Raw genomic sequence first — 24,589 nt, forward strand, 5'->3', positions numbered from 1 at the left:
CACCAGTGATAAGTCGCTAATAACTAATAACAATACGTAAAATAAATACAGCAATGCCTTCCTTATAAGTCACTAATAAAAGACGCCTGGCTCAAACATGAGATAATTCGTTGTCAGCTGAAAAGTCGTATTGCGCACTGTTGCGTATAGCCTATATTTAACCATGAAAGCAGCACTGATGCATATATAACATCTAACTTGCTTCCTCACCCTGTTTAATTGAAGTCTTGTGTTTAGGAGAAATACCATGTTGTCACTTAAGCAAAAAATCACTGCTTTTCTAAAAGATGAAGAAGGGTTAACCACCGTTGAATATGCTGTCGCTGGTGCATTGATTGTGGGCGGTCTAGCCGTTGCCTTCGAAAACTTAGGTAACGCGGTTGAGAATGAAATCGATGAATTAAGAACAACGATTGAATAACGACGAAATGCCGATGCCGTTTTGAGGTGGTCAACATGAATGCAGAGGTCGGGATATATACATTGCTATTTTATATCGCAATTTATGACATCATCCACAATAAAATTCCCAATCGCTATGTGATTGCGACATTTATTGGCGGTTTGTCACTCTCTATCCTGACTTCTGCTGACATGTTACCCCTAAATGGTTTAGCCCCCGTAAGCATTAAAGAAGCCCTGTTGGGGTGTCTGGTGGGGCTGATTATTTCTGTTGCTTTATATTCTGTCGGTATTTTTGCCGCCGGCGACGCAAAATTACTCGCCGCTTTGGGTGCCTTTGTGGGAATAAATGGCATTGTTTTATTAATCGCACTCTCACTCGTAATAAGTGGTTGCCTGTGCATTTTAAAACTCTGCTATGACGGTAAAATCAAAGCCTTATATGCTAAATGGTACTACCTGTTTTATTTTCGCACTAATCTGGCGAAAAAAAACAATTCCACATACCAGTTTGGTGCAATACCCATGGCAGGGAGTATCTTTCTCGCCACGCTATCTTTAGTGATATTGATTTAAATTCATAAGATTAGACTGGATATATTGCTTGTCTTCATAAAAAGAGTTTAATCCCCTTAACTTTGTTTAGGATGAACCATGTCTCAGGCTGACGATATTATTTTACCTCCCAGCGATAATGGGCAAACACCACAACAGTGGCGAAAACCCACTCAGCTCTCTGAGTTGGATGTGCCTGAACGCCTGCTTGAGGCGCTTTTGTTAAAGCATTTACAACAAAGTATCGAAGCAAATGTTATCCAATTATCGGATAAGCTTGCAATACCGGGTAATCTTATCGAACAGATCGTTCGCAAACTTAAAACGGATGCGTTACTTGAAGTCAAAAGTCAATTTGGCGCCACCTCATTAACTTACACGTTAACCCAAAAAGGGCGACAAATTGCCCAGCTTGAACTACAACGTGATGGTTATTTAGGACCCGCACCCATCTCTCTCTCTCTGTATCGTCAGTTGATCACGCATCAAGCCCAACTAAAAGAAGAGCTCTCCCCTGACACCTTTTCTGCGGCACTTAGCGATGTCATTCTATCCGCTGACACTGTTAACCTCTTAGGGCCTGCTCTTAACTCTGGTCGTGCTATTTTCATCTATGGGCTACCGGGAACCGGGAAAACCTACATCTCTAAGAGGTTGATTCGCTTATACAATACGCCGGTATATATCCCTTATGCCATTTATGTCAATAATCAGATTATTCAAGTCTTTGACCCTATTTTGCATCATCCGGTAGAGCAACAACATAACCGCTTATTACTTTCGGATGGCAATGACACCAGATTAATTCTCTGCGAGCGACCCGAAGTTGTCGTTGGCGGAGAGTTAACCAGCGATATGCTTGAAATCAGCGTTGATCAGATTCGAAATATCAATCTGGCACCACTACAGATGAAAGCCAACAACGGTATTTTGATCATTGATGATTTGGGGCGACAACGCGTCTCTGTCGATAGCATACTGAATCGCTGGATCGTTCCACTGGAAGAAAAAATTGATTACCTCACCCTCTCTAGTGGTGAACACTTTAAAATCCCTTTTGAGCAGGTATTGGTCTTTTCTTCCAATATTCACCCTAAAAAGCTCGCTGATGATGCCTTCTTGCGGCGCATTGGTTACAAAATTGAATTTAAGCCCGTTAGCAGTAACGACTACAAACAGTTATGGCGTGCTGGCTGTGAATCTCACGGCCTAAGTATTGGCCCTGAATCCATTGACTACATTACACACACGTTGCACCGCCGCTTTGATATCCCGCTATTGCCCTGCTATCCGCGGGACTTATCACTGATGTGCAAGAACCAAATCGACTTTCACCGACACCCACCCACCGTCACCACTGCATTAATAGACAGTGCATGGCAAAGCTATTTCGTCGATGAAATCAATGAGCATCACAAGGAGTAATAATCATGGCACGAACCAAACTACTACTTATGTTTTTGATTTCTATAGGTATGGGTGCGGCTGCAATTTACTTTGCCAATAACTGGTTAGAACAGCAGCAACAGTCACTACAAACCAATGAGCAAGCGACATCACAAAACATAGAGCCGCAAATTGAAACCATCACGGTAGTAGAAGAAATTCCGACAGTCTCACGGGTAGTCGCGGCACAAAACATCCCTTTAGGGACGGAGATTCAAGCTAAGCACTTAAAAATGAAAGATTACCCGACCGAACTGGTTGAAACAATGGGCTACTCCAGCACGGAAGATGTTATTGGTAAGCTGGCCGACAGTGAGTTATTTGTCGATGATTTAATCCGCACCGAGCGCATCGCTGAGCCGGGAGAAGGCACAACACTTGCTGCTTTGATCGAGCCTAATATGCGAGCAATCACCATTCGCGTCAACGATGTCATTGGTGTGGCTGGGTTCTTACTGCCAGGTGACTTTGTCGATGTTATCTATTCAAAAGACGACGTGGGTTATGCCTCTACCGTTTTAAAGCGGGTGAAAATTCTCGCCGTGGATCAGACTGCGCGGACAGATGATGCCAGTCCGATCATCGTGCGAGCAGTAACCCTAGAACTGAAGCCCGAACAGGTCATTACACTGGTTAATGCACAATCGAGAGGCGAATTGCAATTAGCACTGCGCAACCCAAAAACTGAGGATAAACCTGTTCGACGCTCTTACCGACCAACAACAGAGCAGGTAACGATTATAAAAGGCACGGAATCAAGTCGCGTTAAAGTGAAAATATAAGGGGAAATAACATGTCTCGGTCTATACGACTCTCATCCTTAGGGATAACAATTATCGCTCTTACGCTCTATGCATTATGCAGTGTGACAGCTTGGGCTGCTGTCTCTAGAACAGAAAATATTACGGTGCCATACAATAAGTCTCGTTTGATTGAAATTCCGGGCCGCGCGAAGAAAATTTCAATTGGTAATCCAGACATCGCCGACATTCTGATTATGCGCACCAATAAAATTTATGTACTTGGTAAATCTCTCGGTACCACCAATGTGATCATCTGGGACGCTCAGGATCGCCTGATTACTGTCATGGATGTTGAGGTAACGCACGACATCAACGCTGTCAAAGCCAAGCTATATGAGTTTATGCCTAACGAATCCATCGCTGTGCATACCTCGCAAAGCCGCTTAGTACTAAGCGGGGAAGTCTCTGACAGCAATAATGTCTCACGGGCTGTCGAGATTGCTGGCACCTTTACCGATGATCCTACCAATATCATCAATATGATGAGTGTTGGCGGATCACATCAGGTCATGCTTGAAGTCACCGTCGCTGAAGTAAAACGCTCTCTAATCCGTGAATTTGACTCCAACTTTATTCTCGCTGCCGCCGACGGCAACTGGATACTCGGAGCCGCGAATGGCGGTGGTGGAGCCGTGCCAGTCACTGGGGAAATCGTCTCAGCAATTCCAACGATAGAAGATAAAGGGCTATTCGCCAGCTTCCTTAGCAGTGACACCCTATTTAATGCCGCGTTCAGTATTGCTAAAACCAATGGACTGGCCAAAGTATTGGCTGAACCAACACTTACCGCATTGAGTGGTGAATCTGCAGAGTTTCTCTCCGGTGGTGAATTCCCCATTCCAGTACCAGATGAAAATGGCATCACTATTGTATTTAAAGAGTTTGGGGTCGGATTAAGCTTTGTACCTACCGTGCTTAGCTCTGACAACATCAATTTAGCCTTGAATGTCGAAGTCAGCGATATCACCACCACTAACAGTGTCAGCTTCTTGCCCGGTGATACTGAAACGCAATTTTTTGTTCCTGCATTAGCGACACGTAATGCTAAAACCACCGTCGAACTAGGCAACGGACAAACCATCGGCATTGCTGGCTTATTAAGCGAGAACATTACCGACTCCGTTGAGAAGCTGCCTGGGCTTGGTGATATTCCACTGTTGGGACAACTGTTCCGTAGCCAGTCATTTCGAAAAGGAGAGACTGAGCTAGTTATCTTGGTCACCCCACGCTTAGTTAAACCGATCCGCAAACAAGATGTACAGCTGCCGACTGATGCGTTTGTCGAACCAGATGACTGGCAATACTACCTTTTGGGACAGATGAGTCGCTTAGAAGAGCGTGACACTCAATCAAGTCATGCAGCTCAAGCGACAACCGCTCCAGCACCAGCAGGAGAGAGCGGTGCAGAAGGTCAATTTGGTCATAGTCTATAAAGAAGGAAGCCATAATGATGATACGTAACCCCATTACGACCTTCACCCTCAGCATCAGTCTATTTGCCGTTGGGTGTGCAGATACTTATGAGCTAGGCCACAGCAGGCAACAGCTCATCTCTTTGCAAACGGTTGATAAGCAAGCAGAACTGCAAGTACCCGACACGATACCGTCACGCAGGGGTAGTCAGGCATATCAAAGTATCTCTGATTATGAGAGTGGTGACAAAGCGACTGAAGCCAAAGAGGCCAATATTGTTGCTGATGTTAATTGATGATATCTCATCATTTATTAAAAGAAAGAGGTGTGATTATGAAAGCGCGACCTTTTTACCCCGCTAAACAGCGGGGTGTCGTTGCAGTCTTTGCCACGATTTCGATTGCGGTTCTATTGGGGGCTGCTGCTATGGCATTAGATGTCGGCAACCTGATCACCTCAAAAGGCAAGTTACAAAATTTGGCTGATACAGCAGCACTCACCGCTGCGCAAACCATTGATGCTGGCGGGGATCATGCCGCCGCTATCGCAGCAGCTAATGCACTGTTGGCAGACAGTATGCAACTTGATGGCAACAACAACCTTGATCTGCCTACGCCCATTTATGAGTTTTCAGATAGCCTTCCCTTTTCTAATGGAGGAGGAGCCGACGCACCTTATGTACGGGTCAGGCTTGAAAACTCAGATGTGAATGAGTTCTTTGTGCGTATTTTTAATCTCGATTTCGCCGCCCGCGCCTCCGCTGTATCCGGACCAAGCACAACCGTCATCTCAAGCTGTAATGTGGTACCAATTAGTATCTGTGCTGGCGATGAGACCGACCCGACAAGTGGGGGCTTACTCAATGGTACAGGTTTCACCAAAGGCTCAGTGCATGTATTAAAAGCGTCCGGGCAAAATGATGATATCGGCTCAGGCAATTTTCAGGCCATCGCACTGTATGACGAAGATGGAAACCTAATGGCAGGTGCTAACGACTACCGCTACGCGCTAGCGGGCGGGTACGACATCTGTGCTTTCTACGGTGATGGCAGCAGTGTGACAACAGAGCCAGGCAACATGGTTGGTCCATCTGAAGCGATCGATACACGCTTTGCCACGCCGACCACAGGTACACTACGAGATACTGGCGACATTTATCCACCCGATACAATCCCAACCTTTAATACCCCCATCACTGTCTTAGAACAAGAAGGAAGTGATGGCAGCACCAATTACGTTGCCAACATACCTGATAATTATTTCGACTATGACGACTACCAAACCGCATGTGAAGCCAACGGCAACTGTAACTATCGTCGTAAAATCGTTGTCCCTGTTATCGATTGTGAAGCCACCAATGATGCTGGCGGCGGGCGCCTTAATGTCCCGCTAACCACTTTGGCGTGCTTCTTTCTTAGTCAACCCGTCAGCGAAACCAACCTTGCAAGCACAAGCGGTAACGGAAATAGTGGCGGCGGCAACAGTTCATGGATTGTTGGTGAGTTTATAGAAGAGTGTGGGGTTAGCACCGGTCATGCTGGGCTAACACCTGACGCTGAAGGTCCATACCGTATTGTACTGTTCAAAGACCCGGACAGTGAGGACTCATAATGAAACGTTTCTTATCCAAAAAAAGAAAGCAGCGTGGATTAGCGATGGTTGAAATGACCATTATCTTACCCCTATTGCTGCTGCTTCTCTTCGCTATTATGGAGTTGGGTCGAGCGTTCTTTTATCACACCCAAGTCCAAAAGCTGTCGCGTAACAGTGCACGTTATCTTGTTAATGTTGTTGGGACTGGCAGTACTGGGGTCTATACCCTATCAAGTGACAATATTACCACCGCAAAAAACATCGTGTTGTATGGTAGCGAAGCTGCTTCAGGCACAAGCTGGCTTCCAACCCTAAGTGCTGACCATGTCACTGTGTCATTAAATGGCAACGTGGTAAATGTCGAGGTTCGCTACCCCTATCAACCTATCATGTCAGCGCTACCGAACTTATTCAGTAATCGAGATCTCTCTCTTTCATTTAACTTGATTGCCAGCCAACAAATGAGGATATTGTGATGCGGTACGGACTTCCTTCTCACGCCTCTCGAAAACATCAACACGGTTTAGTGGCTGTAGAGTTTACCTTTATCGCCACCCTCTTTTTCATTTTGTTATTTGCCACGATAGAGTTTGGCCGTCTGTATTTTTCTTGGCATGTTATGAATGAAACCAGCCGGCGCGCAGCGCGCTTGGCTGCCGTATGCCAAGTCACTACCACAGAGCAAGCCGACGCTATTAGTCGCGCGGTTATGAACAATGTCAATGTCGCTGGATTCACTTCTGGCAATCTCAATATTCGTTACCTCGACAGTAACGGCAATGCCGTCACTGGCGACCTAACTCAAGAAAGTATTTACGATCAGATCGAGTTTGTTGAAGCTACCATCAATAATTTCACAATCAACCTAATGATTCCCTTTATTAATTTCGGTCCAATCTCGTCACAAAATTTCAGAACTGTCTTACCCAGAGAAAGTTTAGGCGTACACCGGACAGGGTTCACCGACTGCTAAGGACGTATTATGAACAATTTAAAAGTCATTCCCTCTACGGGGGAACAGATTAAGAAGCCATTAGCAGCCAAGTTGAGCGGTTTGATATTGTCCGAAGGGCAGAGCTTTATCTCAAGTCTTAGCAGCTACATTTCGACTTGGCCAAATATTACGTTGCACTGTAGCGCCGACAGCCATGCGTTAAACAGCACCCAAATAGAACACGCCGATTTCGCGATTATCGATGCCGAATTGGACTGGCAACAGTTAGTAAAGCACCTATATAGCTGCAACCCGTCAATTAATGTCATTCTAATCAGCAAAGAAGCGGAAACGAGCCTAATGCGCCAAGCCCTCAAGCTCGGCATCAAAGATGTCCTCGTCATTCCTTTTGATGAACATGAAATTGACGAAATCCTGCGTGATATCGCTATCGACAAGAAGCAAAATACCCAACTAGGCCGGCTCTGTGCCGTGATTAACTCTAAAGGGGGCATGGGCGCCACCACCATTGCAACGACCCTCGCACACATGATGGCACTTAAAAATGAGTCTTCGCCTGTGCTTGTCGATACTGATTCCCAGTTCGGCTGTGTCGCAGATCTTCTAGCAGCCAAACCAAAATACATGCTGCAAGATGCTATCCAACAAATTGAAGAAATTGACGACTATGCACTAGACGGTTTTCTTTCTCTACACGAGTCAGGGCTACGCTTTATCACCAACCGCCAAGCGCATTTTATGGATGATACGCCCCCCTTATCAGCAAACGAGCTATATGACTTCCAATTAAAGTTACGTCAAAAATACTCAGACGTTATTTTGGATATGTCTCGAGGCCTAGAACGCCATTTCAGCTCTATGTTACATGAAGCCGAGTTTGTCTTTATCGTGGTTCAGCAAACCATCCCTTCATTAAAGGAAGCAGCACAACTACTGAAACAATTACAGTACTTAGGGGTAAGGCAAGAAGCGATTCAAATTGTTATTAACCGTTACTGTAAAAAAGAGAACATTGACGTAAAACAGATACAACAAACATTGGGGCTCAACAAAGTTTTCACCGTTAGTAACGACTATTGCAGCGTGACCGCCTCTGCTGATTTAGCGCAGCCGCTGGCGTCACACTTTTCTAAAAGCTACATCATCAAAGACATACAACAACTGCTCGATCACATACAAGGCAAAAAAACATCGCATAAAAAAAGCCTTTGGAAAATGTTCAGCGGGAAGAGGAGATAAGGAATGTTTTTGTCAAAAAATGTACCAGAAAAACAAGTGGGCACGGGAGTGCAGTCGACACCGCAAGATGAAAAGTACCGTAGTCTTAAGAAACAAACCCTCGAGCAGCTTTACACACTGTTAGACTTGTCACAACTGGAACAAATTGGCAAAACCGAAGCCGCGAAGCAGATCGCTGAAACCACGTCGAGTTTGCTATTGAGCTATAACCTGCCAATAAATGCAGAAACTCGACAAACGATAATTCAAGATATCTGCGATGAAATTCTCGGGCTAGGCCCCTTAGAAGCGCTGCTCAAGGACAGCAGTATTTCTGATATTTTGGTCAATGGTAGCCAGACTATCTACGTTGAACGCCAAGGGAAGCTAGAAAGAACGGGGGCGACGTTTCGCGACGACGAGCATCTGCTCAATGTTATTGACCGCATCGTCTCTATGGTCGGGCGGCGCATCGATGAAAGCTCACCGATGGTCGATGCACGTTTAAAAGATGGTTCTCGGGTCAATGCCATTATCCCTCCATTGGCCATTGATGGGCCATCACTGTCTATTCGTCGTTTTTCTGTTGAAAAACTAAAAATGGAACAGTTAATTGAATTTGGTACTCTAACCCCTGAAATTGGTCACTTTCTAGAGGCAGTGGTTAAAGGCCGACTCAATGTGCTCATTTCGGGCGGAACGGGGTCAGGTAAAACCACGACCTTAAACATATGCTCAGGCTTCATTCCCCCAACCGAACGCATCATCACCATTGAAGATTCCGCCGAACTTCAGCTTCAGCAACCACACGTAATTCGGCTGGAGACTCGTCCCCCTAATATTGAAGGCAGCGGTGCCATTACTCAGCGCGAGCTGGTCATTAACTCACTCCGGATGCGTCCAGACCGCATTGTTGTTGGGGAAGTGCGAGGCGCGGAAGCCGTTGATATGCTTGCGGCGATGAATACCGGCCATGATGGTTCGATGACCACAATTCATGCCAATACGCCACGCGATGCTATCGGCCGCATTGAAAATATGTTTGCCATGGCGGGTTGGAACATGCCGGCCAAAAATATTCGAGCACAGATTTCATCGGCAATAAATATCGTTGTGCAATTGCGCCGCATGGAAGATGGCAAACGTCGCGTTACCAGTATTGCCGAAATCGATGGAATGGAAGGGGATGTGATTACCCTTACTGAGCTATTTCACTTTAAGCGCAAAGGACTCGATGAAAATGGCAACGTTATCGGTAATTACGTCGCTTCTGGTAATGTCCCTTCATTTATCGAAAACTTCAAGCGCATGGGAATCGACATTCCCTATTCCTATTTCTCTGTTCCCGGCAGTGAAAGGAGGTTCTAATGTCTGAACACACCCTAATTGTTTTCTTTGTCTTTTTGTTTATTGCCGCTGTGCTGTTATCTCAGACCGTTCTAATTGGTGCGAGTGGGCTACGGGCAGACCGTTCGCGGCTGCTAAAACGTAAACTGATTGAAATTGAACAATCGGAATCATTTGCTGCTCAAGAGTCCTTGATAAGAAAGAGCTATTTGGACAGTTTAAGTCCATTAGAAAGAAAGTTAGAGAGCTTACCCTTTTGTGAAACTCTCAGTGAAAAGCTCTCTTTTGCAGGTTTAAAATGGAAATCCTACAAGGTCATTATTAGCCTTACTCTACTGTCCGTTACTGCCATGCTCGCTACACTGTTTGTTTTCAAGAGCATTCCTATCGCCCTAGCGATACCGGTTATCTTAGTGGCTATTTTCTACTTTTGGTTAAAAGGGAAAATTGAAAAGCGCCTCAATCTTTTTGAGGAACAGTTTGTCGAGGCATTGGAAGTGATGCGCCGCGCATTAATTGTTGGTTATCCCTTCACCGAAGTAATGAAAACCGTCAGTGAAGAGATGCCTTCCCCCATCGCCGAAGAGTTTGGAAAGGTGTACATCGAACTCAGTTACGGGGTCGACCTCAAGGTGTCGCTCGCCAATTTTGCACATCGAAATCCAACCATCAGCGTCATGGCATTTAATAGCGCCGTTATCATTCAAAAAGAGACGGGAGGAAACCTGTCTGAAACGCTCGATAAACTCTCTAATGTTATTCGCGGCCGCTTTCGACTTTTACGTAAAGTCCGCAGTGTTTCTGCTGAAGGGCGTCTATCCGCGAAGATACTGATGATGGTGCCTTTCGGCTTGTTTATCATGCTCTACTTCACCACACCCGGCTACCTTGACCTCCTTTTTGAATCCCCTGTCGGACTCAAACTGCTCGCCACAACCGGTATTCTGATGACGCTAGGACTGATTTGGATTAACCGAATACTGAACATAGAGGTGTAATCATGGACTTCATCTCACAACTACTAAGCAACAGTGCATTTGGTGATGACAGCACACGCTTTATCACCTTGAGTGCCATCTTTTTATCATCCGTGCTGTTTTTTATGGCGCTATTTTATCTTGCGACTACGCTGGCTAACCCAATAAAGTCCAGAATGAAGAACCTGTCCAATACGGAAGCGAAAAGCAAGGACGACGCTAACAAACTAACCCATACCTTAGAGTCAATGGACAAATATGTGGGTACTCGTTCCCACGCAGAACGCCAAACGACTACCGCTTTACTCATGCATGCAGGCTACCATTCAACCTCTGCGGTAAAAGTATTTTATGCGATAAAATTCTTAAGTGCCGTTATTATGATGGGCATCGCAGGCCTGTTGGCTTATTTCTCTTCTGATACAACGCTAAAAACCGTTGCCTTTTATATGCTAATGGGGGCGGGGCTCGGTTCATTGCTTCCCTCTTACGTTCTAGACAAAAAAGCAACTGCACGCATAAAACGCCTCTCTCGTTCTTTTCCTGATGCGCTCGACTTATTAATTGTTAGTGCCGAAGCAGGGCTTGGCTTTAATAGCGCGTTAAATAGAGTCGCAAAAGAGATCAGCGCCCTATCGCCTGAACTCAGCGATGAACTCTCTTTGGTATGCCAAAAAATGCGGGTTGGTATGGACCTTCCTACCGCATTAAAACAGTTCGTTGCTCGGACTGGCATGTACGAGTTGCAAGCCTTAGTCAGTGTCGTCAGCCAATCTATTCGCCTTGGTGCCAGTCTTGCCGACACACTGAGAGAATACGCTGAAGATTTGCGTGACAAACGCATGCAAAAAGCAGAAGAAGAAGCAGCAAAAATTGGTACTAAAATGATTTTCCCGCTAGTGACATGCATTTGGCCGGGCTTTTTCGCCGTGGCAGTCGGCCCCGGTATTTTGGGACTTATCGCCTACTTTTCCAATTAGGACATCTGATTATGAATAAAAAAATTCAACAATTCGTTTTTATTGGTGGCGTACTGAGCATCTTAGCAGGCTGCGCCACCACCGAAGACCAACAAACCCAGCTTAGTGGCTTTGATCATGAACTGTATGACGGAAAATCAACGCTGGGGCTGAGTGGCGACTTCCCTCCTGCTTCACCACAGGAGGCCATCGCGCGGGGTGATCAAGCCTATTTAGCACAAGATGCCGATCTTGCCCTGTATGAATACATTCGAGCCTTAAGTTTTCCCTCTCAAGAAGAGGCTGACATCGCTTACTATAAAGTCGGTTATATCCACCAACAACGCGGCAATTATGACCTTGCCAGGTTAGCGTATGAGCGTGCCTCCCTCGCCAATCCAAACAATAGCCAATATTTAACAGCGCTTGGCAACACAGAACTAAAACTAGGTAATAAAGAGAGCGCCAAAACAAGCCTAACGCAAGCCATCGTGCTTGATCAAAAGCGCCAAAGCAACTCGGTTGAGGCGGAGCAAATAGAAGATGAAAATACGCGCCTACTCATTGACGCTCAATCCCCTTTAAATGCCTACAATGCCCTCGGGGTTATTTGTGACTTAGAAACAAAACACCTCGATGCGCAAAAACTCTATAAGCTCGGTTTAAACCAACAGCCACGAGACGAAAAGCTACTAAATAACTACGCCTATTCTCTCTATATGAATGGTGATCTCAATCAAGCCGAAAATATCTATAAACGCATCACTAAATTAAATTCACAATCAGACAAAGCATGGTCTAACTTGGGTTTGATTTACATAAGAAAAGGGCAATATAACGCCGCATATGGTGCCTTGAAACATGCGATGAAGCCTGAAGCCGCATACAATGATATCGGCTACTTTGCCATGCTGGAAGGTGACTATGAAGCCGCCATACACTTCTTACAAAAAGCCATTGATGCCAGCCCTACTTATTATATTACTGCGCAAGAAAACTTAGCGCAGGCCAAACAACTACAAGTTGAAAGCCCCAGAGTAAAAGCCAGTAAGACTTGGGATAATAACCAGTTTCAATCTTCCGTTTACGCTATTGATAACCGCATCGAATAAACACTAAATAACCACTTTTTGCCTTTGGGGCATGAGGTTACGCCTCATGCCTCCATTCATAAGGAGCCATGAGTTATGACTCTCAAGCTCATCAATGTCTGCCTTGTTTTAGCAGGCTTGCTGCTGGTATTTGCATCCATTACACCGGCGCAAAAAATTCAACGTCAGGCTCCCACATTACCCTTTAGTTTACTGACGACACTGATGCTCATATTCCTATTTAGCTATGCAACTCAATTAGGCTACCTCGCGCTTAAAAATGATCATCTCTATCTCGATTTCAAGCTTGCACTCTTCTTGTTTATTGGTGGCACAATTATCTATACCCTTCTTTATGTTTGCCAATCTGCAACACAATTTATTACCAAATTCCAACGACAAACTCAGCACTATAATGATCATGACCCACTCACTGGTTTTCCAAATCGCCACCACTTATTGCAGCAACTAGACAAAAAGCTTAAAAACGCAAAATCCCGACATCAAGAGTTGGCTATCTTGCTGATCGATTTTGAAGATTTGAAACAGGTCAATAACGTCTTATCCCATGCCGCGGGAGACAGGCTCTTAGAACAGTTAGCTGAACAGATCACCCTTTACTCGCCAAATTCCTATATTGCACGCGTCGCAGGGGATGAGTTTGCTGTTGTTATAGACAACAGCAATGAAGTGGATACAGCAAGGCAAGGAAAACAGCTCGCAACAGTGCTGTCAGAAACCGTTAGAATTGAACATACTGACATCTCTCTCTCTTCCCACATCGGCATTGCACAATACCCTATTGATGGTGAGAGCGCTGAACAGCTTTTACAGCATGCCAATATCGCCATGCATTACGCGCGGCAGACTCGCGTCAGTTACATCTTTTATCGTCTTGGGATGAAAGCGATATCAAACAACAACTTAGATATAAATGCACAACTAAATTCAGCATTCAATACCGATCAGTTTGTGGTTTTCTATCACCCTTTGGTGTATAGCCATGGTTACTGTTTATTTGGTGCTGAAGTATTAATTCGCTGGCGCCTTCCATCGGGTAAGATTTTGCCCGCTAGCGAAGTCGTACCTTTTGCAGAACAAACACCACTGATGCGCCAGATAACGCGTCGTGTTTTCACGCACGCATTTAAAGATTTTCAGCGTTGGCGACAACAAGGACATGACTTTCAATTACAACTGAATATCTCTATTCGTGATCTCGAAGATGAGAATTTCTGTAATTTTATCCAAACCAGCCTTAGCGACTATGCACTGCCGCCAGATAAAATTACATTAGAGTTAACCGAAAATATCGCCTTCGCCAGTTGTCGACAAGCGCAGCGTGCCATTATATCCCTGCATGAAATAGGGGTAATATTAAGTATGGATGACTTTGGAACGGGACAATCCTCTCTTGCGTTACTCGCGCATGTGCCATTTAGCCAAATAAAAATTGACCATTCATTTATTCGTAATAATACCCCGCAACACCAGATTATTGTCGAGACCATTCAATTTATTGGAAAGAAATTTCATGTGCCAGTGGTGGCTGAAGGCGTCGAGACAGAGCTACATATCAAGCAAGCACAATCGATTGGATGTGAGATTCTACAAGGCTATCTCTTTGCTGAACCAATGCCAACAGAACAATTCGAGCAATGGTTAAATAAATCAAAACGTATCGCTGTCGACTTCTGAGCGGCTTAAAACCGGAACGACATAGTGAGCACCTTAAGCGGCAATACCTCTAAGGTGCTCACGTTAAACATTAGGCGGACTTATCGAGATGCACATCCATTTGTGGGAAAGGTATTTCGATCTCTTCGGCGTCTAAGCCCTCTTTAATCGCTTGTAGCAAATCAAAATAGGCTGGCCAATACTGTTCTGTTTTAACCCAAGGTCGAACAACAAAGTTAACCGAAGAATCAGCCAACTCCGTTACACCAATCATCGGTTCAGGTGTCGATAAAACCCGTTCATCACGCGACAAAATATCAGCCAAGACTTGCTTCGTCTTTTGCAGATCGGCGCTATAAGACACCCCAATAACGAAGTCAATCCGCCGAGTATAATGACGGGAATAGTTAGTGATCGGGCTACCAATAACGCTACCATTCGGCACAACCACCATCTTGTTGTCTGGTGTTTTCAATACCGTCGAAAATATTTGAATTGACTCAACGGCACCAGATACTCCGGCAACCTCAACGTAGTCCCCTGACTTAAAAGGACGAAACGCGACAATAATTACCCCTGCGGCAAAGTTAGATAACGACCCCTGCAGTGCCAAACCGACCGCTAAACCGGCGGCACCAATCACCGCGACCACGGATGCCGTCTGCACGCCAATTCGGCCAAGTGCCGCTATCAACACAATCGTGAACAACAGATAACGCACTAACGCTGAAATAAACTCGACAACCGCTTCATCAAGATCCCGTTTACGCAGTATTCTAGCCACACCGCGAGAGACCGCTTTGGTAAAGATATTACCAATGAAAAGAATAATGATCGCTGACAGAATATTCACGCCGTAGCTAATCAGCAACTCCTGATTATCTACAACCCAAGTGCCAGCATCCAGTACCCCTTCCGTCAACTCATTGTTTACTAGCGTATCAACGACTTGATCCGCTGCAGACTCCACACTCATAAATATACTCCCTGATAAAAAACATCATAGGCTAGCGCAATCGCGCAAGCGTAATCATAAGGAGTATAAATACTTTTTTACAAACCGCGAACACCTAATTAGCAATTTAACAGCAGCAAGACAAAAAAAAGCCTCGTCATCGACGAGGCTTTATCTGTCAATCAGACTGTAAAACTAAATTACAGTACGTCGATCGCGTTTAGGTCAGCAAAGGCTTTTTCTAGACGCGTAACCATTGACGCTTGACCAGCACGTAGCCATACGCGTGGATCGTAGAACTTCTTGTTTGGCGCAGCTTCACCCGTTGGGTTACCGATTTGACCTTGTAGGAAATCACGGTTTTCAGCTTCGTAACGACGAACACCATCCCAAGTCGCCCACTGAGTATCAGTATCGATGTTCATTTTGATAACACCGTAAGAGATAGACTCTTTGATCTCTGCTTCAGTAGAACCAGAACCGCCGTGGAATACGAAGTTCAGAGCGTTAGGCGCAATTCCGAACTTCTCTGCACAGTATGCTTGAGAATCACGAAGGATAGTTGGAGTCAGTACTACGTTACCTGCTTGGTAAACACCGTGTACGTTACCGAAAGAGGCAGCGATAGTGAAACGTGGGCTGATTGGGCTTAGTTTCTCGTAAGCGTATGCAACATCTTCAGGAGAAGTGTATAGCTCAGACTGATCCATGTCAGTGTTATCAACACCGTCTTCTTCACCGCCAGTACAACCTAGTTCAAACTCAAGAGTCATACCCATCTTAGCCATACGCTCAAGGTACTTACCACAAGTCTCGATGTTCTCTTCCAGAGACTCTTCAGATAGGTCGATCATGTGAGAAGAGAATAGAGGCTTGCCAGTTTGAGCGAAGAACTCTTCACCAGCATCTAGTAGGCCGTCGATCCATGGAAGAAGCTTCTTCGCTGCATGGTCAGTGTGTAGGATAACTGGAATACCGTACGCTTCAGCTACTGCGTGTACGTATTTCGCACCAGCAACTGCACCAAGGATTTGTGCTCCTTGACCTTCCATCTTAACGCCTTTACCTGCGAAGAACGCAGCGCCGCCGTTAGAGAACTGAACAACAACAGGAGATTTTACTTTTGCAGCAGCTTCTAAAACGCCGTTAACTGAGTCAGTGTTAACTACGTTAACCGCAGGAAGAGCAAATTTGTGCTCTTTTGCTACTTCAAATACTTTCTGAACGTCGTCGCCAGAAATAACGCCCGGTTTTACAAAATCGAAGATCTTAGACATGACAATAGTCCTATTTACTTGTTGTCTGTGATTACTCACACGTTGCAATCGTTTGCTTGGTCGCTATTCTATAAAAAGCAGATCCATTTCACAAACGATAGGCAAAAAAGTTTAAAAAAGGCGATGCACGTCACACCGCCTTAGACAAATTATGCTTTTGCGCGCTCTTCTAGCATCGCGACAGCTGGAAGTACTTTACCTTCAACAAACTCAAGGAATGCACCACCACCAGTAGAGATGTAAGAAACGTCTGCTTTGATACCGAACTTATCAATCGCTGCCAATGTATCGCCACCACCAGCAACAGAGAAGCCAGCAGATTCTGCGATGGCTTTAGAGATACCAGCAGTACCCGCTTCAAAGTTCTTAAATTCGAATACACCTACAGGGCCATTCCAAAGAATCGTTTTAGCGTTAGCAATGATTTCTGCCAGTGCCGCTGTTGAATCAGGGCCTAGGTCGAAGATCATGTCATCATCTGCAACTTCAGAAACGTGCTTGATTTCAGCTTCAGCGTTCTCGTCGAAAGCTTTTGCACAAGCAACGTCAGTCGCGACTGGGATTGCACACTCTTTCATTAGCTTTTTAGCCGTATCAACAAGGTCTGCTTCATATAGAGACTTACCGACGTTGTGGCCTTCTGCAGCAATGAAGGTGTTCGCGATACCGCCACCAACAACAAGTTGGTCAGCAACTTTAGATAGTGACTCTAATACAGTTAGCTTAGTTGATACTTTAGAACCACCAACAATCGCAACCAATGGACGCTCTGGGTTGTCCATTGCTTTGCCTAGTGCTTCTAGTTCAGCAGCAAGAAGTGGGCCTGCACATGCTACTGGCGCGTAAGTGCCGACACCGTGCGTTGATGCTTGTGCGCGGTGCGCTGTACCGAATGCATCCATGACGAAGATGTCACATAGTGCTGCGTATTTCTTAGATAGTTCTTCTTCGTTCTTCTTCTCGCCTTTGTTAAAGCGAACGTTCTCAAGAACAACGAGTTCACCAGCATTCAGCTCTAGACCATCTAGGTAATCCTTCGCTAGCTTCACTTCACAATCAAGTGCGTCATTTAGGTAGTTAACGACAGGTTGTAGAGAAAACTCTTCTGCGTACTCGCCTTCAGTTGGACGACCCAAGTGAGACGTAACCATTACTTTTGCGCCAGCGTCTAGGCAGCGCTTGATGGTTGGCAGTGATGCAAGAATACGTGCATCAGAGGTTACTTTACCCTCTTTTACTGGTACGTTCAGGTCAGCACGGATAAATACGCGCTTACCAGCTAGGTCAAGATCAATCATTTTGATGACAGACATTCTGTGTCCTCTACTCATGTTAGCCAAAAATTTAATGTGCCGATTTCATATAGGCACGTGAACTAAATATTAGTTTACAACGCGATATCTTCACGCTGAGAGTGATGCATTGCTAACGCAGTATCCAGCATGCGATTGGCAAAACCCCACTCATTATCACACCACACCAACATCTTTACTAAATGTTGATCGCTCACCCGTGTCTGGCTGCCATCAACAATTGCGCTATGGGGGTCATGATTAAAGTCAATCGACACCAAAGGTGCTTCTGTGTAATCCACAATGCCGTCTAATGTACACTGTGATGCTGTGATCAATGCTTGATTTATGTCATTAACGGTGACATTAGTCTTGACAGTGACACTCAAATCCATTGCTGTAACATTGATCGTTGGCACACGAACCGAAATGGCTTCAAACTTATCGGCAAACTGGGGGAAAATCCGTCCGATACCGAGATGTAACTTAGTATCAACGGGAATAATAGATTGGCTCGCTGCTCGAGTTCGGCGTAAATCACCATGATAAGCGTCAATGACCTGCTGGTCATTCATGGCTGAATGTATTGTTGTGATGGTGCCGGAGTTAATGCCGAAAGCTTCATCGATCACTTTAATGACCGGGACAATGCAATTAGTCGTACAGGAGCCATTTGAAACAATACGATCGTCTGCACGTAAAGAGTGTTGGTTTACGCCATAAATAACCGTGTTATCTATGTCGCTTGCCGCTGGGTGTGAAAATAAAACCTTTTGGGCACCGGCTTTGATGTGTGCCAGTCCATCTTCTCGGCTGCCGTATACTCCCGTGCAGTCGAGTACGATATCAACCGATAAGTCTCGCCAAGGCAGTAGATCGATATCATTAAGGTGCAGTATTCGAATCGCATCTGTTGAGCCATCATCACCATCGATGAACAGGTGCTCTTGATCGTGACGAACGGTCTTACCAAAGCGGCCATGACTAGAGTCATATTGCAATAAATGCGCCATCGCTTCAGGTTGAGCGAGTTCATTCACCGCAACCACCTCAATGTGGTGATGCTTGCCGCTCTCATACAACGCACGTAACACGCTGCGCCCAATGCGACCAAAACCATTTATAGCAACTTTTAAAGTCTTATCCGTGCGTGTCATTTCCATGCATCATTGGTTAAAAAGCTGACCGATTCTAACCTAAACTGTGCGGGTTATCACGTTAAATGTTAACTCAAGTTACATCGTCATCTCGGCAACAACGGTGACGTTTCTTAACGATAAGACAAATAATTCCTCCCAACCCTCTACATATGCACCACAATGTACAGTGTTCACACGCGCATACTGTTTCATTATGACCAACCAAACATTACCAAGGCCTAAACAAGCGTATCGCTCACTCATGCTAACAAGCTTTATTGCTTGGTGTTTGATTGTTGGCGTTTATATCGTTACACAATGGGAAACATTGCTTACGCTTCAATTGGTGGGGAATGATGACTACATGCGCTATCTGCAATTCACCACATGGCTAGAGAGTGGTCGATGGCATCTCACTCCGATTGAAAGCTTTAATCCTAATGCAGGTCAACTGATACACTGGTCTCGCTTACCTGATATTCCGTTGGCCTTATTGTATTTATTGTCATCCTTATTCACTGATAAAGAGACAGCGCAAGCTATCGCTGTTGCAATCACTCCCTTATGCTATCTACTGGTGCTACTTATTGCCGTCGGTGTGTTCACCGTACGTATCGCTAATGCCGATGCCGCAAAACTCGCTATTTTGTTTACTTTACTCTCTCCACTCTTAAACAAGTTCCTACCAGGTGCCATTGATCATCACAACATTCAACTCATGTTATTTGCACTTTTTCTTGCCGCTCTACCTATCAAACCAAAAGAGCTATTAAGCAAAACCCGTGCGTTTATTCAGGGCGGGATTATCGCGCTCTCTTTCTGGGTCGGAATGGAGAATTTGCTCGCCTTTGCTTTTTCCTTATTGATGATGAGTTGTCTTGGCTATGTGCAGCGCTGGCGCTGGCTACAATATGCCTCCTTCCTCTGTCTGCTCGGCGCCGTTACTGCGGCCCTTTTAATGTTATTAAATCGACCTGCAACAGAGTTTTTTGATACACATTACGATGCCCTGTCACTGCCCTATGTCGCTTTACTGTTGGCCGGCGCTGCTTTCTGTCAGCTCTCTTTAAGGCTCAACCGCTACTGTTATTGGCGACACACCCATCGCATCACTCGCTTCATCGGTTGTGCCACTGTCGTACTAGTCCCTGTATTATGCTTATATCCTGCTCTTATCGGCGGTGTCTATTACAACTACCCACCGTTATTAGAAACATACTGGCTAGACCATGTCAGTGAAGCCAAACCGATATGGTCATATATTGAACGGGATGGAATCCTAAGCAAGCGCAACTACCTACTAACTCTACTCCCCCTATTTATTGGTGCTTTTTTTCTTCCCCGTAACGCATTATTTAGAGCTCTGCTGGGGCTAGCGCTCCTTCTTCTCTGTTTGCCGCTGTTATGGCAAATACGCACCATTTTTACCGCGTTTGTTATCGCACTGCCCCTACAAGCCTATATTTGTGCCATTGCGTTAACCCAAATACGTTTCTCGGCGCTGAGAATATTGGTGCTAATCAGCTGCATTCCACTGTGTATAATGCTCGTTGCAGGGCAACTACAACAAACGTTCTTAACCAGTGATTTACCGCAAAGCGCCTCCAGCTTGCCCGCCAATCAGTCTAACAACTACAAAACGGAGCTACTCACTCGACACGGTATAGAGCAGCAAACAATATTAGCCCCTATTGAATTTGGCGCGCCAATTCTTGCCTTAACAAATAATCACGTCTTCTCTGCCCCCTATCACCGAAATACAACAGCGAACCAATGGGTGATAGAACAGTTTATCGCCACCGATTATCTCGCCATTAAACAACAACTATTTGAACATGACGTTAACTACCTCCTCTTGGGTGGTGATGGGGCGAGTCGCCTAATGAGCAAGGAGTCACCGCCAAGCTCTTTTATTAATCAATTGCTCAATCAAGCCCCGTTTGACTGGCTCGAACTGATAGATACCTCCGATAACGGGGTGTTGCTATATAAAATAAGAAAGGAGTAACACGATGGGATCACAGGTTGCCGTACTGCTTCCCTGCTATAACGAGGCGGGGGCAATTGGAGATACGGTTCACGCATTTAAGCGTGCCCTACCCGATTGCACAGTCTACGTATATGACAACAACTCCAGTGATAGCTCGGTGGCTGAAGCTCGCCAAGCTGGCGCTGTCGTGCGCCACGAGCAACGACAAGGCAAAGGCGTTGTCGTTAAACGGATGTTTGCTGATATTGATGCTGACATTTTTGTTTTAGCTGATGGCGACAATACCTATGATGCGTCTGCAGCCCGCAAGATGATTAAACGGCTGCGCAACGAGCAATTAGATATGATAACGGGAAGCCGAACAGTCGCTCGCGAAGCGTATCCAGCCGGTCACATCCTCGGCAATAAAGCCTTCTCTGGGCTCATTAATCGCTTTTTTGGCGCTCGTCTTAATGACGTTTTTTCCGGCTATCGCGTGATGAGTCGTCGTTTTGTGAAGTCCTTGCCCGTTCTCAGTTACGGTTTTGAAATTGAAACTGAATTAACCGTGCACGCTCTACATCATCGTCTGCCATGTATCGAAATGCCTACCGCTTATCGCAATCGTCCAGTAGGAACCAGCAGCAAACTTCGCACCTTCTCTGATGGCTTTAAGATCCTTAACTTTATTTTGTTTCTTTTACGTGATGTTAAGCCTTTGCTGTTTTTCTCTCTACTGGCCACCGCCTTTGCCCTCACAAGCCTAATGTTAGGTGGCCCGGTAATCAGTGCTTTTTTACATACCGGGTTGGTTGATCGTTTACCTACCGCCCTATTAGCCAGTGGGTTCGGCTTGATCTCCGCAATGTGCTTATTCACAGGGTTCATATTAGATAATGTCAGCCGCGGGCGTTTAGAAACCAAACTTATCCACTACCTTAACACCCCGAACCAAATGCAACCTCGTGACAGCAATACGATAGCAACGCCTGACGTGACTTCGGATACTGAGCATTTACATGGCTAGTCGCACGCTGACACTCTGTGTGCGTATCTGTATAGTCATTAGCTTAAGCTGGATACTTTTCAGCTATGCTCGATTCTACTTTCCCGCGTCAATTACCACTCTTCCCTTTCCAGCATTACGCATTGCCCATGCTGGAGGGGGGCTAGATCAACACACTTACACTAACTCTTTGCAAGCGCTCAAACAAAATGTAAGCAGGGGGTTCATGTTATTTGAGATTGATTTTAGTTTTACCCGCGACGGTCATTTGGTCTGCTTACATGATTGGGGGAAAAGCTTCTACGATAACTTTGGCTTTACACCCAGCCGTCCTCTCTCATTGGACGAGTTTCAGCAGGTATTACCCAAAGGGCACCACACTAACTGTACGCTTAAATCCCTCAGCGACTGGTTACAACAGCACCCACACATTCGCATCGTTACGGATATAAAAGAAAACAACCAGCAAGCACTGGCGCTAATCAATCAAGCAATACCCGATGCGAGTCAGCGCGTTATACCGCAGATTTATCACCCCGAACAATTTGAGCCCGTTAAAGCACTCGGGTTTAAACGTATTATATGGACGCTATATCGCTTTCACGGCAATACACGCCAAATACGTTATTGGCTAGGCCGTTTTCATGGAAGTATTGCCATCACTATGCCGAAACATCGCGCCCAACAAGGATTAGGCGTTACGCTAGCACAGCATAAGATTACAACCTTTGTGCATACCGTTAATAGTCCACGCGAGCTTGATATTCTTAAGAGTAAATACCAGATCAGTGAGATCTATACCGATCATCTGGTGCCTCAACCGTTGAACGATGTAATAGACGTAAGTAATTGACCAAATCAACCGCTGCACTCTCGTTCCGGTTTTGAGCTCGCGTTTGATCACCATCTAACAATACATTATGCGCCTGCTCTGCACCACATAACGCCGTGACTTGCTCACGTCGATCTCCTCGCGCATGAAGCACGCATCCCGCTGCTCGAGGGTGCTCAAACGCTAACATTGCACCACGTGATTCACCAAAGCACTGCTTACCTTGGATCAAATCGAGTAACGATGGCAATAAATCTGACTGTTGAAACGGTAGCGATATCACCCCTTGCCATTGCCGCCATGCAATAAACGCCGGGACGTGCGCGGGCGCCATTAGCCCCGACACAGACAACTCTTGTGCCGTCATCGCGGTCATGGCGCGGTGATCGCTCATAACGACCACCATATTGTTATCCTGAATCAACTCACTAACAAAGGCCGCCAAATGTGCATCGGTATAGCGAAACACTTTCTGCTCCGAGCGTTCATAGCCTTGATCCGATGGAAGGTAAAATGGCGCGTGGGTCGATACATTTTCTATCACGACGAACATGGGCTGCCCTATATGGTCAGCAATTACCTGCCGGGCTTTTTCAAATAGCACTTCATCAGCAACCGAATTGAAGAGATAACGTCGCTCTGTCGCAGCGAAATCCTTTGCGCCGATCTGCTGGCGAAAACCGACCTGCTGCAACCATGCCCCTTTGCCAAGAAAACTCAAATCACCTGACGTAATAAAGATTGGCGTATAGCCTAGTGCCTCCAGCGCCTTAACGGGTGAGGAAGTCACTGAAAACTGCTCAAGACCAACACCGCCATCTAGGCGCATCGACTGTTGGTATAGAATTGATGGACGCCCCATTAATACCGCATAGAGACCGGCTTCAGTGGTAAAACCATTAGCATAGAATTGGCTGTAGCGAATGTGCTGTTGAGCGAGCAAATCTAACTGTGGCGTCCAGTTATTCTGCCCCCCAAATAACGCACTATGATAGTTAGACCAAGACTCCACCAACACAACATAAATTGCATCTGGGCGTTGAGCAGGATAACGGTCACAGATTAAGGCTGGTTGATAGTCAAACCCTTCAACAAATGTTTGGCTGTATGGGGTTCGATGTGTTGCTCGCCAATTTGCATCCAGCACATTGGTAAAAAATGCACCGCGCACCGATGTGTCAGGAGGAAATAACATTCCGCCCCCCATTCCCACCACCACCAGCATCATGCCAAGCCGTAAAAAAGGAAACACATCACGCGGCTTGTCCAAGAAAAGACGCATAAATAACACAACCACAGCAAAAGGAATAAGTGCTTTCCACCACATATCGCCGAGGGTAGCCGATAGCTCTTGGGAAAAAAGCGGGATGTCCTCAAAGTAAAGCCGCGTCTGAAAAAGAAGTATTACCACAAGGTCAATGACATATATAAAATACAACAGCAATGCCAGCGCACGACAAAGGTAAAAAACGCTCTTCCCACCATGTCGAGCTGCTCCATACAACAGCAACATTAAACCTATCAAGGGAAGATCTTGAATCAATAGATGGAAGTAGCTAAATGGGTCATCAACAACAAAAGCCCCACCCAGCCGATAGACTTTATAGATGAAAGGTAACGTAACAACCAACAGTATAAACATAGTGCCTCCCTGACGATTTAAGCCTAGAAGAAGACATAAAA

The 24,589-nt window shown here is 45.6% G+C and carries 23 protein-coding genes; 18 read left to right on the forward strand and 5 right to left on the reverse strand.

Translation table 11 applies throughout. The features are described 5' to 3' along the window. Positions 1–247: 247 nt before the first annotated feature. The 15 genes from ACKLNH_RS04245 (at position 248) to ACKLNH_RS04315 (ending at position 14,457) form a co-directional block, all read left to right on the forward strand. Positions 248–421: a Flp family type IVb pilin gene (locus ACKLNH_RS04245; RefSeq protein WP_413110996.1), complete on the forward strand. Its 174-nt coding sequence runs from the start codon at positions 248–250 to the stop codon at positions 419–421. A gap of 35 nt (positions 422–456) precedes the next feature. Continuing rightward, positions 457–978, forward strand: a complete 522-nt coding sequence (locus ACKLNH_RS04250; protein WP_413110997.1) for a prepilin peptidase — start codon at positions 457–459, stop codon at positions 976–978. Between the two features lie 78 nt (positions 979–1,056). Then, complete coding sequence (locus ACKLNH_RS04255) at positions 1,057–2,382, forward strand: ATP-binding protein (RefSeq protein WP_413110998.1); 1,326 nt, start codon at positions 1,057–1,059, stop codon at positions 2,380–2,382. 5 nt (positions 2,383–2,387) lie between these two features. Continuing rightward, positions 2,388–3,185, forward strand: a complete 798-nt coding sequence (gene cpaB, locus ACKLNH_RS04260) for a Flp pilus assembly protein CpaB (protein ID WP_413110999.1) — start codon at positions 2,388–2,390, stop codon at positions 3,183–3,185. 11 nt (positions 3,186–3,196) lie between these two features. Beyond that, positions 3,197–4,639, forward strand: a complete 1,443-nt coding sequence (locus ACKLNH_RS04265; RefSeq protein WP_413111000.1) for a type II and III secretion system protein family protein — start codon at positions 3,197–3,199, stop codon at positions 4,637–4,639. Between the two features lie 14 nt (positions 4,640–4,653). Next, positions 4,654–4,914 carry a hypothetical protein gene (locus ACKLNH_RS04270; RefSeq protein WP_413111001.1) on the forward strand — a complete coding sequence of 87 codons (261 nt, stop codon included), beginning with the start codon at positions 4,654–4,656 and terminating at the stop codon, positions 4,912–4,914. Positions 4,915–4,952: 38 nt separating this feature from the next. After that, a complete protein-coding gene (locus ACKLNH_RS04275) occupies positions 4,953–6,230 on the forward strand; it encodes a pilus assembly protein TadG-related protein (RefSeq protein WP_413111002.1) in 1,278 nt (425 codons plus the stop codon). Then, positions 6,230–6,688: a TadE/TadG family type IV pilus assembly protein gene (locus ACKLNH_RS04280; RefSeq protein WP_413111003.1), complete on the forward strand. Its 459-nt coding sequence runs from the start codon at positions 6,230–6,232 to the stop codon at positions 6,686–6,688. Before ACKLNH_RS04275 ends, ACKLNH_RS04280 begins: the two co-directional genes overlap by 1 nt. Continuing rightward, positions 6,688–7,185 (forward strand): TadE/TadG family type IV pilus assembly protein, encoded by a 498-nt coding sequence (locus tag ACKLNH_RS04285; protein WP_413111004.1) that lies wholly within the window; start codon positions 6,688–6,690, stop codon positions 7,183–7,185. The genes ACKLNH_RS04280 and ACKLNH_RS04285 overlap by 1 nt, the downstream gene beginning before the upstream one ends. Before the next feature lie 9 nt (positions 7,186–7,194). Beyond that, positions 7,195–8,406 (forward strand): CpaE/TadZ family protein, encoded by a 1,212-nt coding sequence (locus ACKLNH_RS04290; RefSeq protein WP_413111005.1) that lies wholly within the window; start codon positions 7,195–7,197, stop codon positions 8,404–8,406. Positions 8,407–8,409: 3 nt separating this feature from the next. Beyond that, positions 8,410–9,753 (forward strand): TadA family conjugal transfer-associated ATPase, encoded by a 1,344-nt coding sequence (locus ACKLNH_RS04295; protein ID WP_413111006.1) that lies wholly within the window; start codon positions 8,410–8,412, stop codon positions 9,751–9,753. After that, positions 9,753–10,730, forward strand: a complete 978-nt coding sequence (locus tag ACKLNH_RS04300) for a type II secretion system F family protein (protein ID WP_413111007.1) — start codon at positions 9,753–9,755, stop codon at positions 10,728–10,730. Before ACKLNH_RS04295 ends, ACKLNH_RS04300 begins: the two co-directional genes overlap by 1 nt. A 2-nt stretch (positions 10,731–10,732) precedes the next feature. Beyond that, positions 10,733–11,689: a type II secretion system F family protein gene (locus ACKLNH_RS04305; protein WP_413111008.1), complete on the forward strand. Its 957-nt coding sequence runs from the start codon at positions 10,733–10,735 to the stop codon at positions 11,687–11,689. Positions 11,690–11,700: 11 nt separating this feature from the next. Beyond that, positions 11,701–12,780 carry a tetratricopeptide repeat protein gene (locus ACKLNH_RS04310; protein ID WP_413111009.1) on the forward strand — a complete coding sequence of 360 codons (1,080 nt, stop codon included), beginning with the start codon at positions 11,701–11,703 and terminating at the stop codon, positions 12,778–12,780. Between the two features lie 75 nt (positions 12,781–12,855). Beyond that, on the forward strand, positions 12,856–14,457 hold the full coding sequence (locus ACKLNH_RS04315) for a putative bifunctional diguanylate cyclase/phosphodiesterase (protein ID WP_413111010.1): 1,602 nt from the start codon (positions 12,856–12,858) through the stop codon (positions 14,455–14,457). A 70-nt stretch (positions 14,458–14,527) separates the two neighbouring features. Here the strand turns inward: ACKLNH_RS04315 and mscS are convergent, their stop codons facing one another. The 4 genes from mscS to epd all read right to left on the reverse strand — a co-directional run bounded on the left by mscS (position 14,528) and on the right by epd (position 19,117). Further along, complete coding sequence (gene mscS / locus ACKLNH_RS04320; protein ID WP_413111011.1) at positions 14,528–15,412, reverse strand: small-conductance mechanosensitive channel MscS; 885 nt, start codon at positions 15,410–15,412, stop codon at positions 14,528–14,530. Between the two features lie 179 nt (positions 15,413–15,591). Next, positions 15,592–16,668: a class II fructose-bisphosphate aldolase gene (fbaA, locus tag ACKLNH_RS04325; RefSeq protein WP_413111012.1), complete on the reverse strand. Its 1,077-nt coding sequence runs from the start codon at positions 16,666–16,668 to the stop codon at positions 15,592–15,594. Positions 16,669–16,817: 149 nt separating this feature from the next. Then, a complete protein-coding gene (locus tag ACKLNH_RS04330; protein WP_413111013.1) occupies positions 16,818–17,981 on the reverse strand; it encodes a phosphoglycerate kinase in 1,164 nt (387 codons plus the stop codon). 74 nt (positions 17,982–18,055) lie between these two features. Further along, positions 18,056–19,117 (reverse strand): erythrose-4-phosphate dehydrogenase, encoded by a 1,062-nt coding sequence (gene epd / locus ACKLNH_RS04335; RefSeq protein ID WP_413111014.1) that lies wholly within the window; start codon positions 19,115–19,117, stop codon positions 18,056–18,058. A 196-nt stretch (positions 19,118–19,313) separates the two neighbouring features. Here epd and ACKLNH_RS04340 point away from each other — a divergent pair, with 196 nt between their 5' ends. From ACKLNH_RS04340 to ACKLNH_RS04350, 3 genes are read left to right on the forward strand one after another with little or no spacing between them, the layout of a single operon-like run. Next, entirely contained in the window at positions 19,314–21,107 is a 1,794-nt protein-coding gene (locus ACKLNH_RS04340; protein ID WP_413111015.1) for a hypothetical protein, read from the forward strand. Positions 21,108–21,111: 4 nt separating this feature from the next. Then, entirely contained in the window at positions 21,112–22,095 is a 984-nt protein-coding gene (locus ACKLNH_RS04345; protein ID WP_413111016.1) for a glycosyltransferase family 2 protein, read from the forward strand. Beyond that, positions 22,088–22,927, forward strand: coding sequence for a glycerophosphodiester phosphodiesterase family protein (locus ACKLNH_RS04350; protein WP_413111017.1), 840 nt, complete (start codon positions 22,088–22,090; stop codon positions 22,925–22,927). Before ACKLNH_RS04345 ends, ACKLNH_RS04350 begins: the two co-directional genes overlap by 8 nt. Here ACKLNH_RS04350 and ACKLNH_RS04355 read toward each other — a convergent pair. Further along, positions 22,860–24,548, reverse strand: coding sequence for an LTA synthase family protein (locus tag ACKLNH_RS04355; RefSeq protein WP_413111018.1), 1,689 nt, complete (start codon positions 24,546–24,548; stop codon positions 22,860–22,862). The two genes, ACKLNH_RS04350 and ACKLNH_RS04355, sit on opposite strands and share 68 nt — an antisense overlap. Positions 24,549–24,589 lie beyond the last annotated feature (41 nt).

The sequence above is a fragment of the Thaumasiovibrio clandestinus genome, from assembly GCF_047250365.1.
In the GTDB taxonomy this organism is placed as follows: Bacteria; Pseudomonadota; Gammaproteobacteria; order Enterobacterales; family Vibrionaceae; genus Thaumasiovibrio.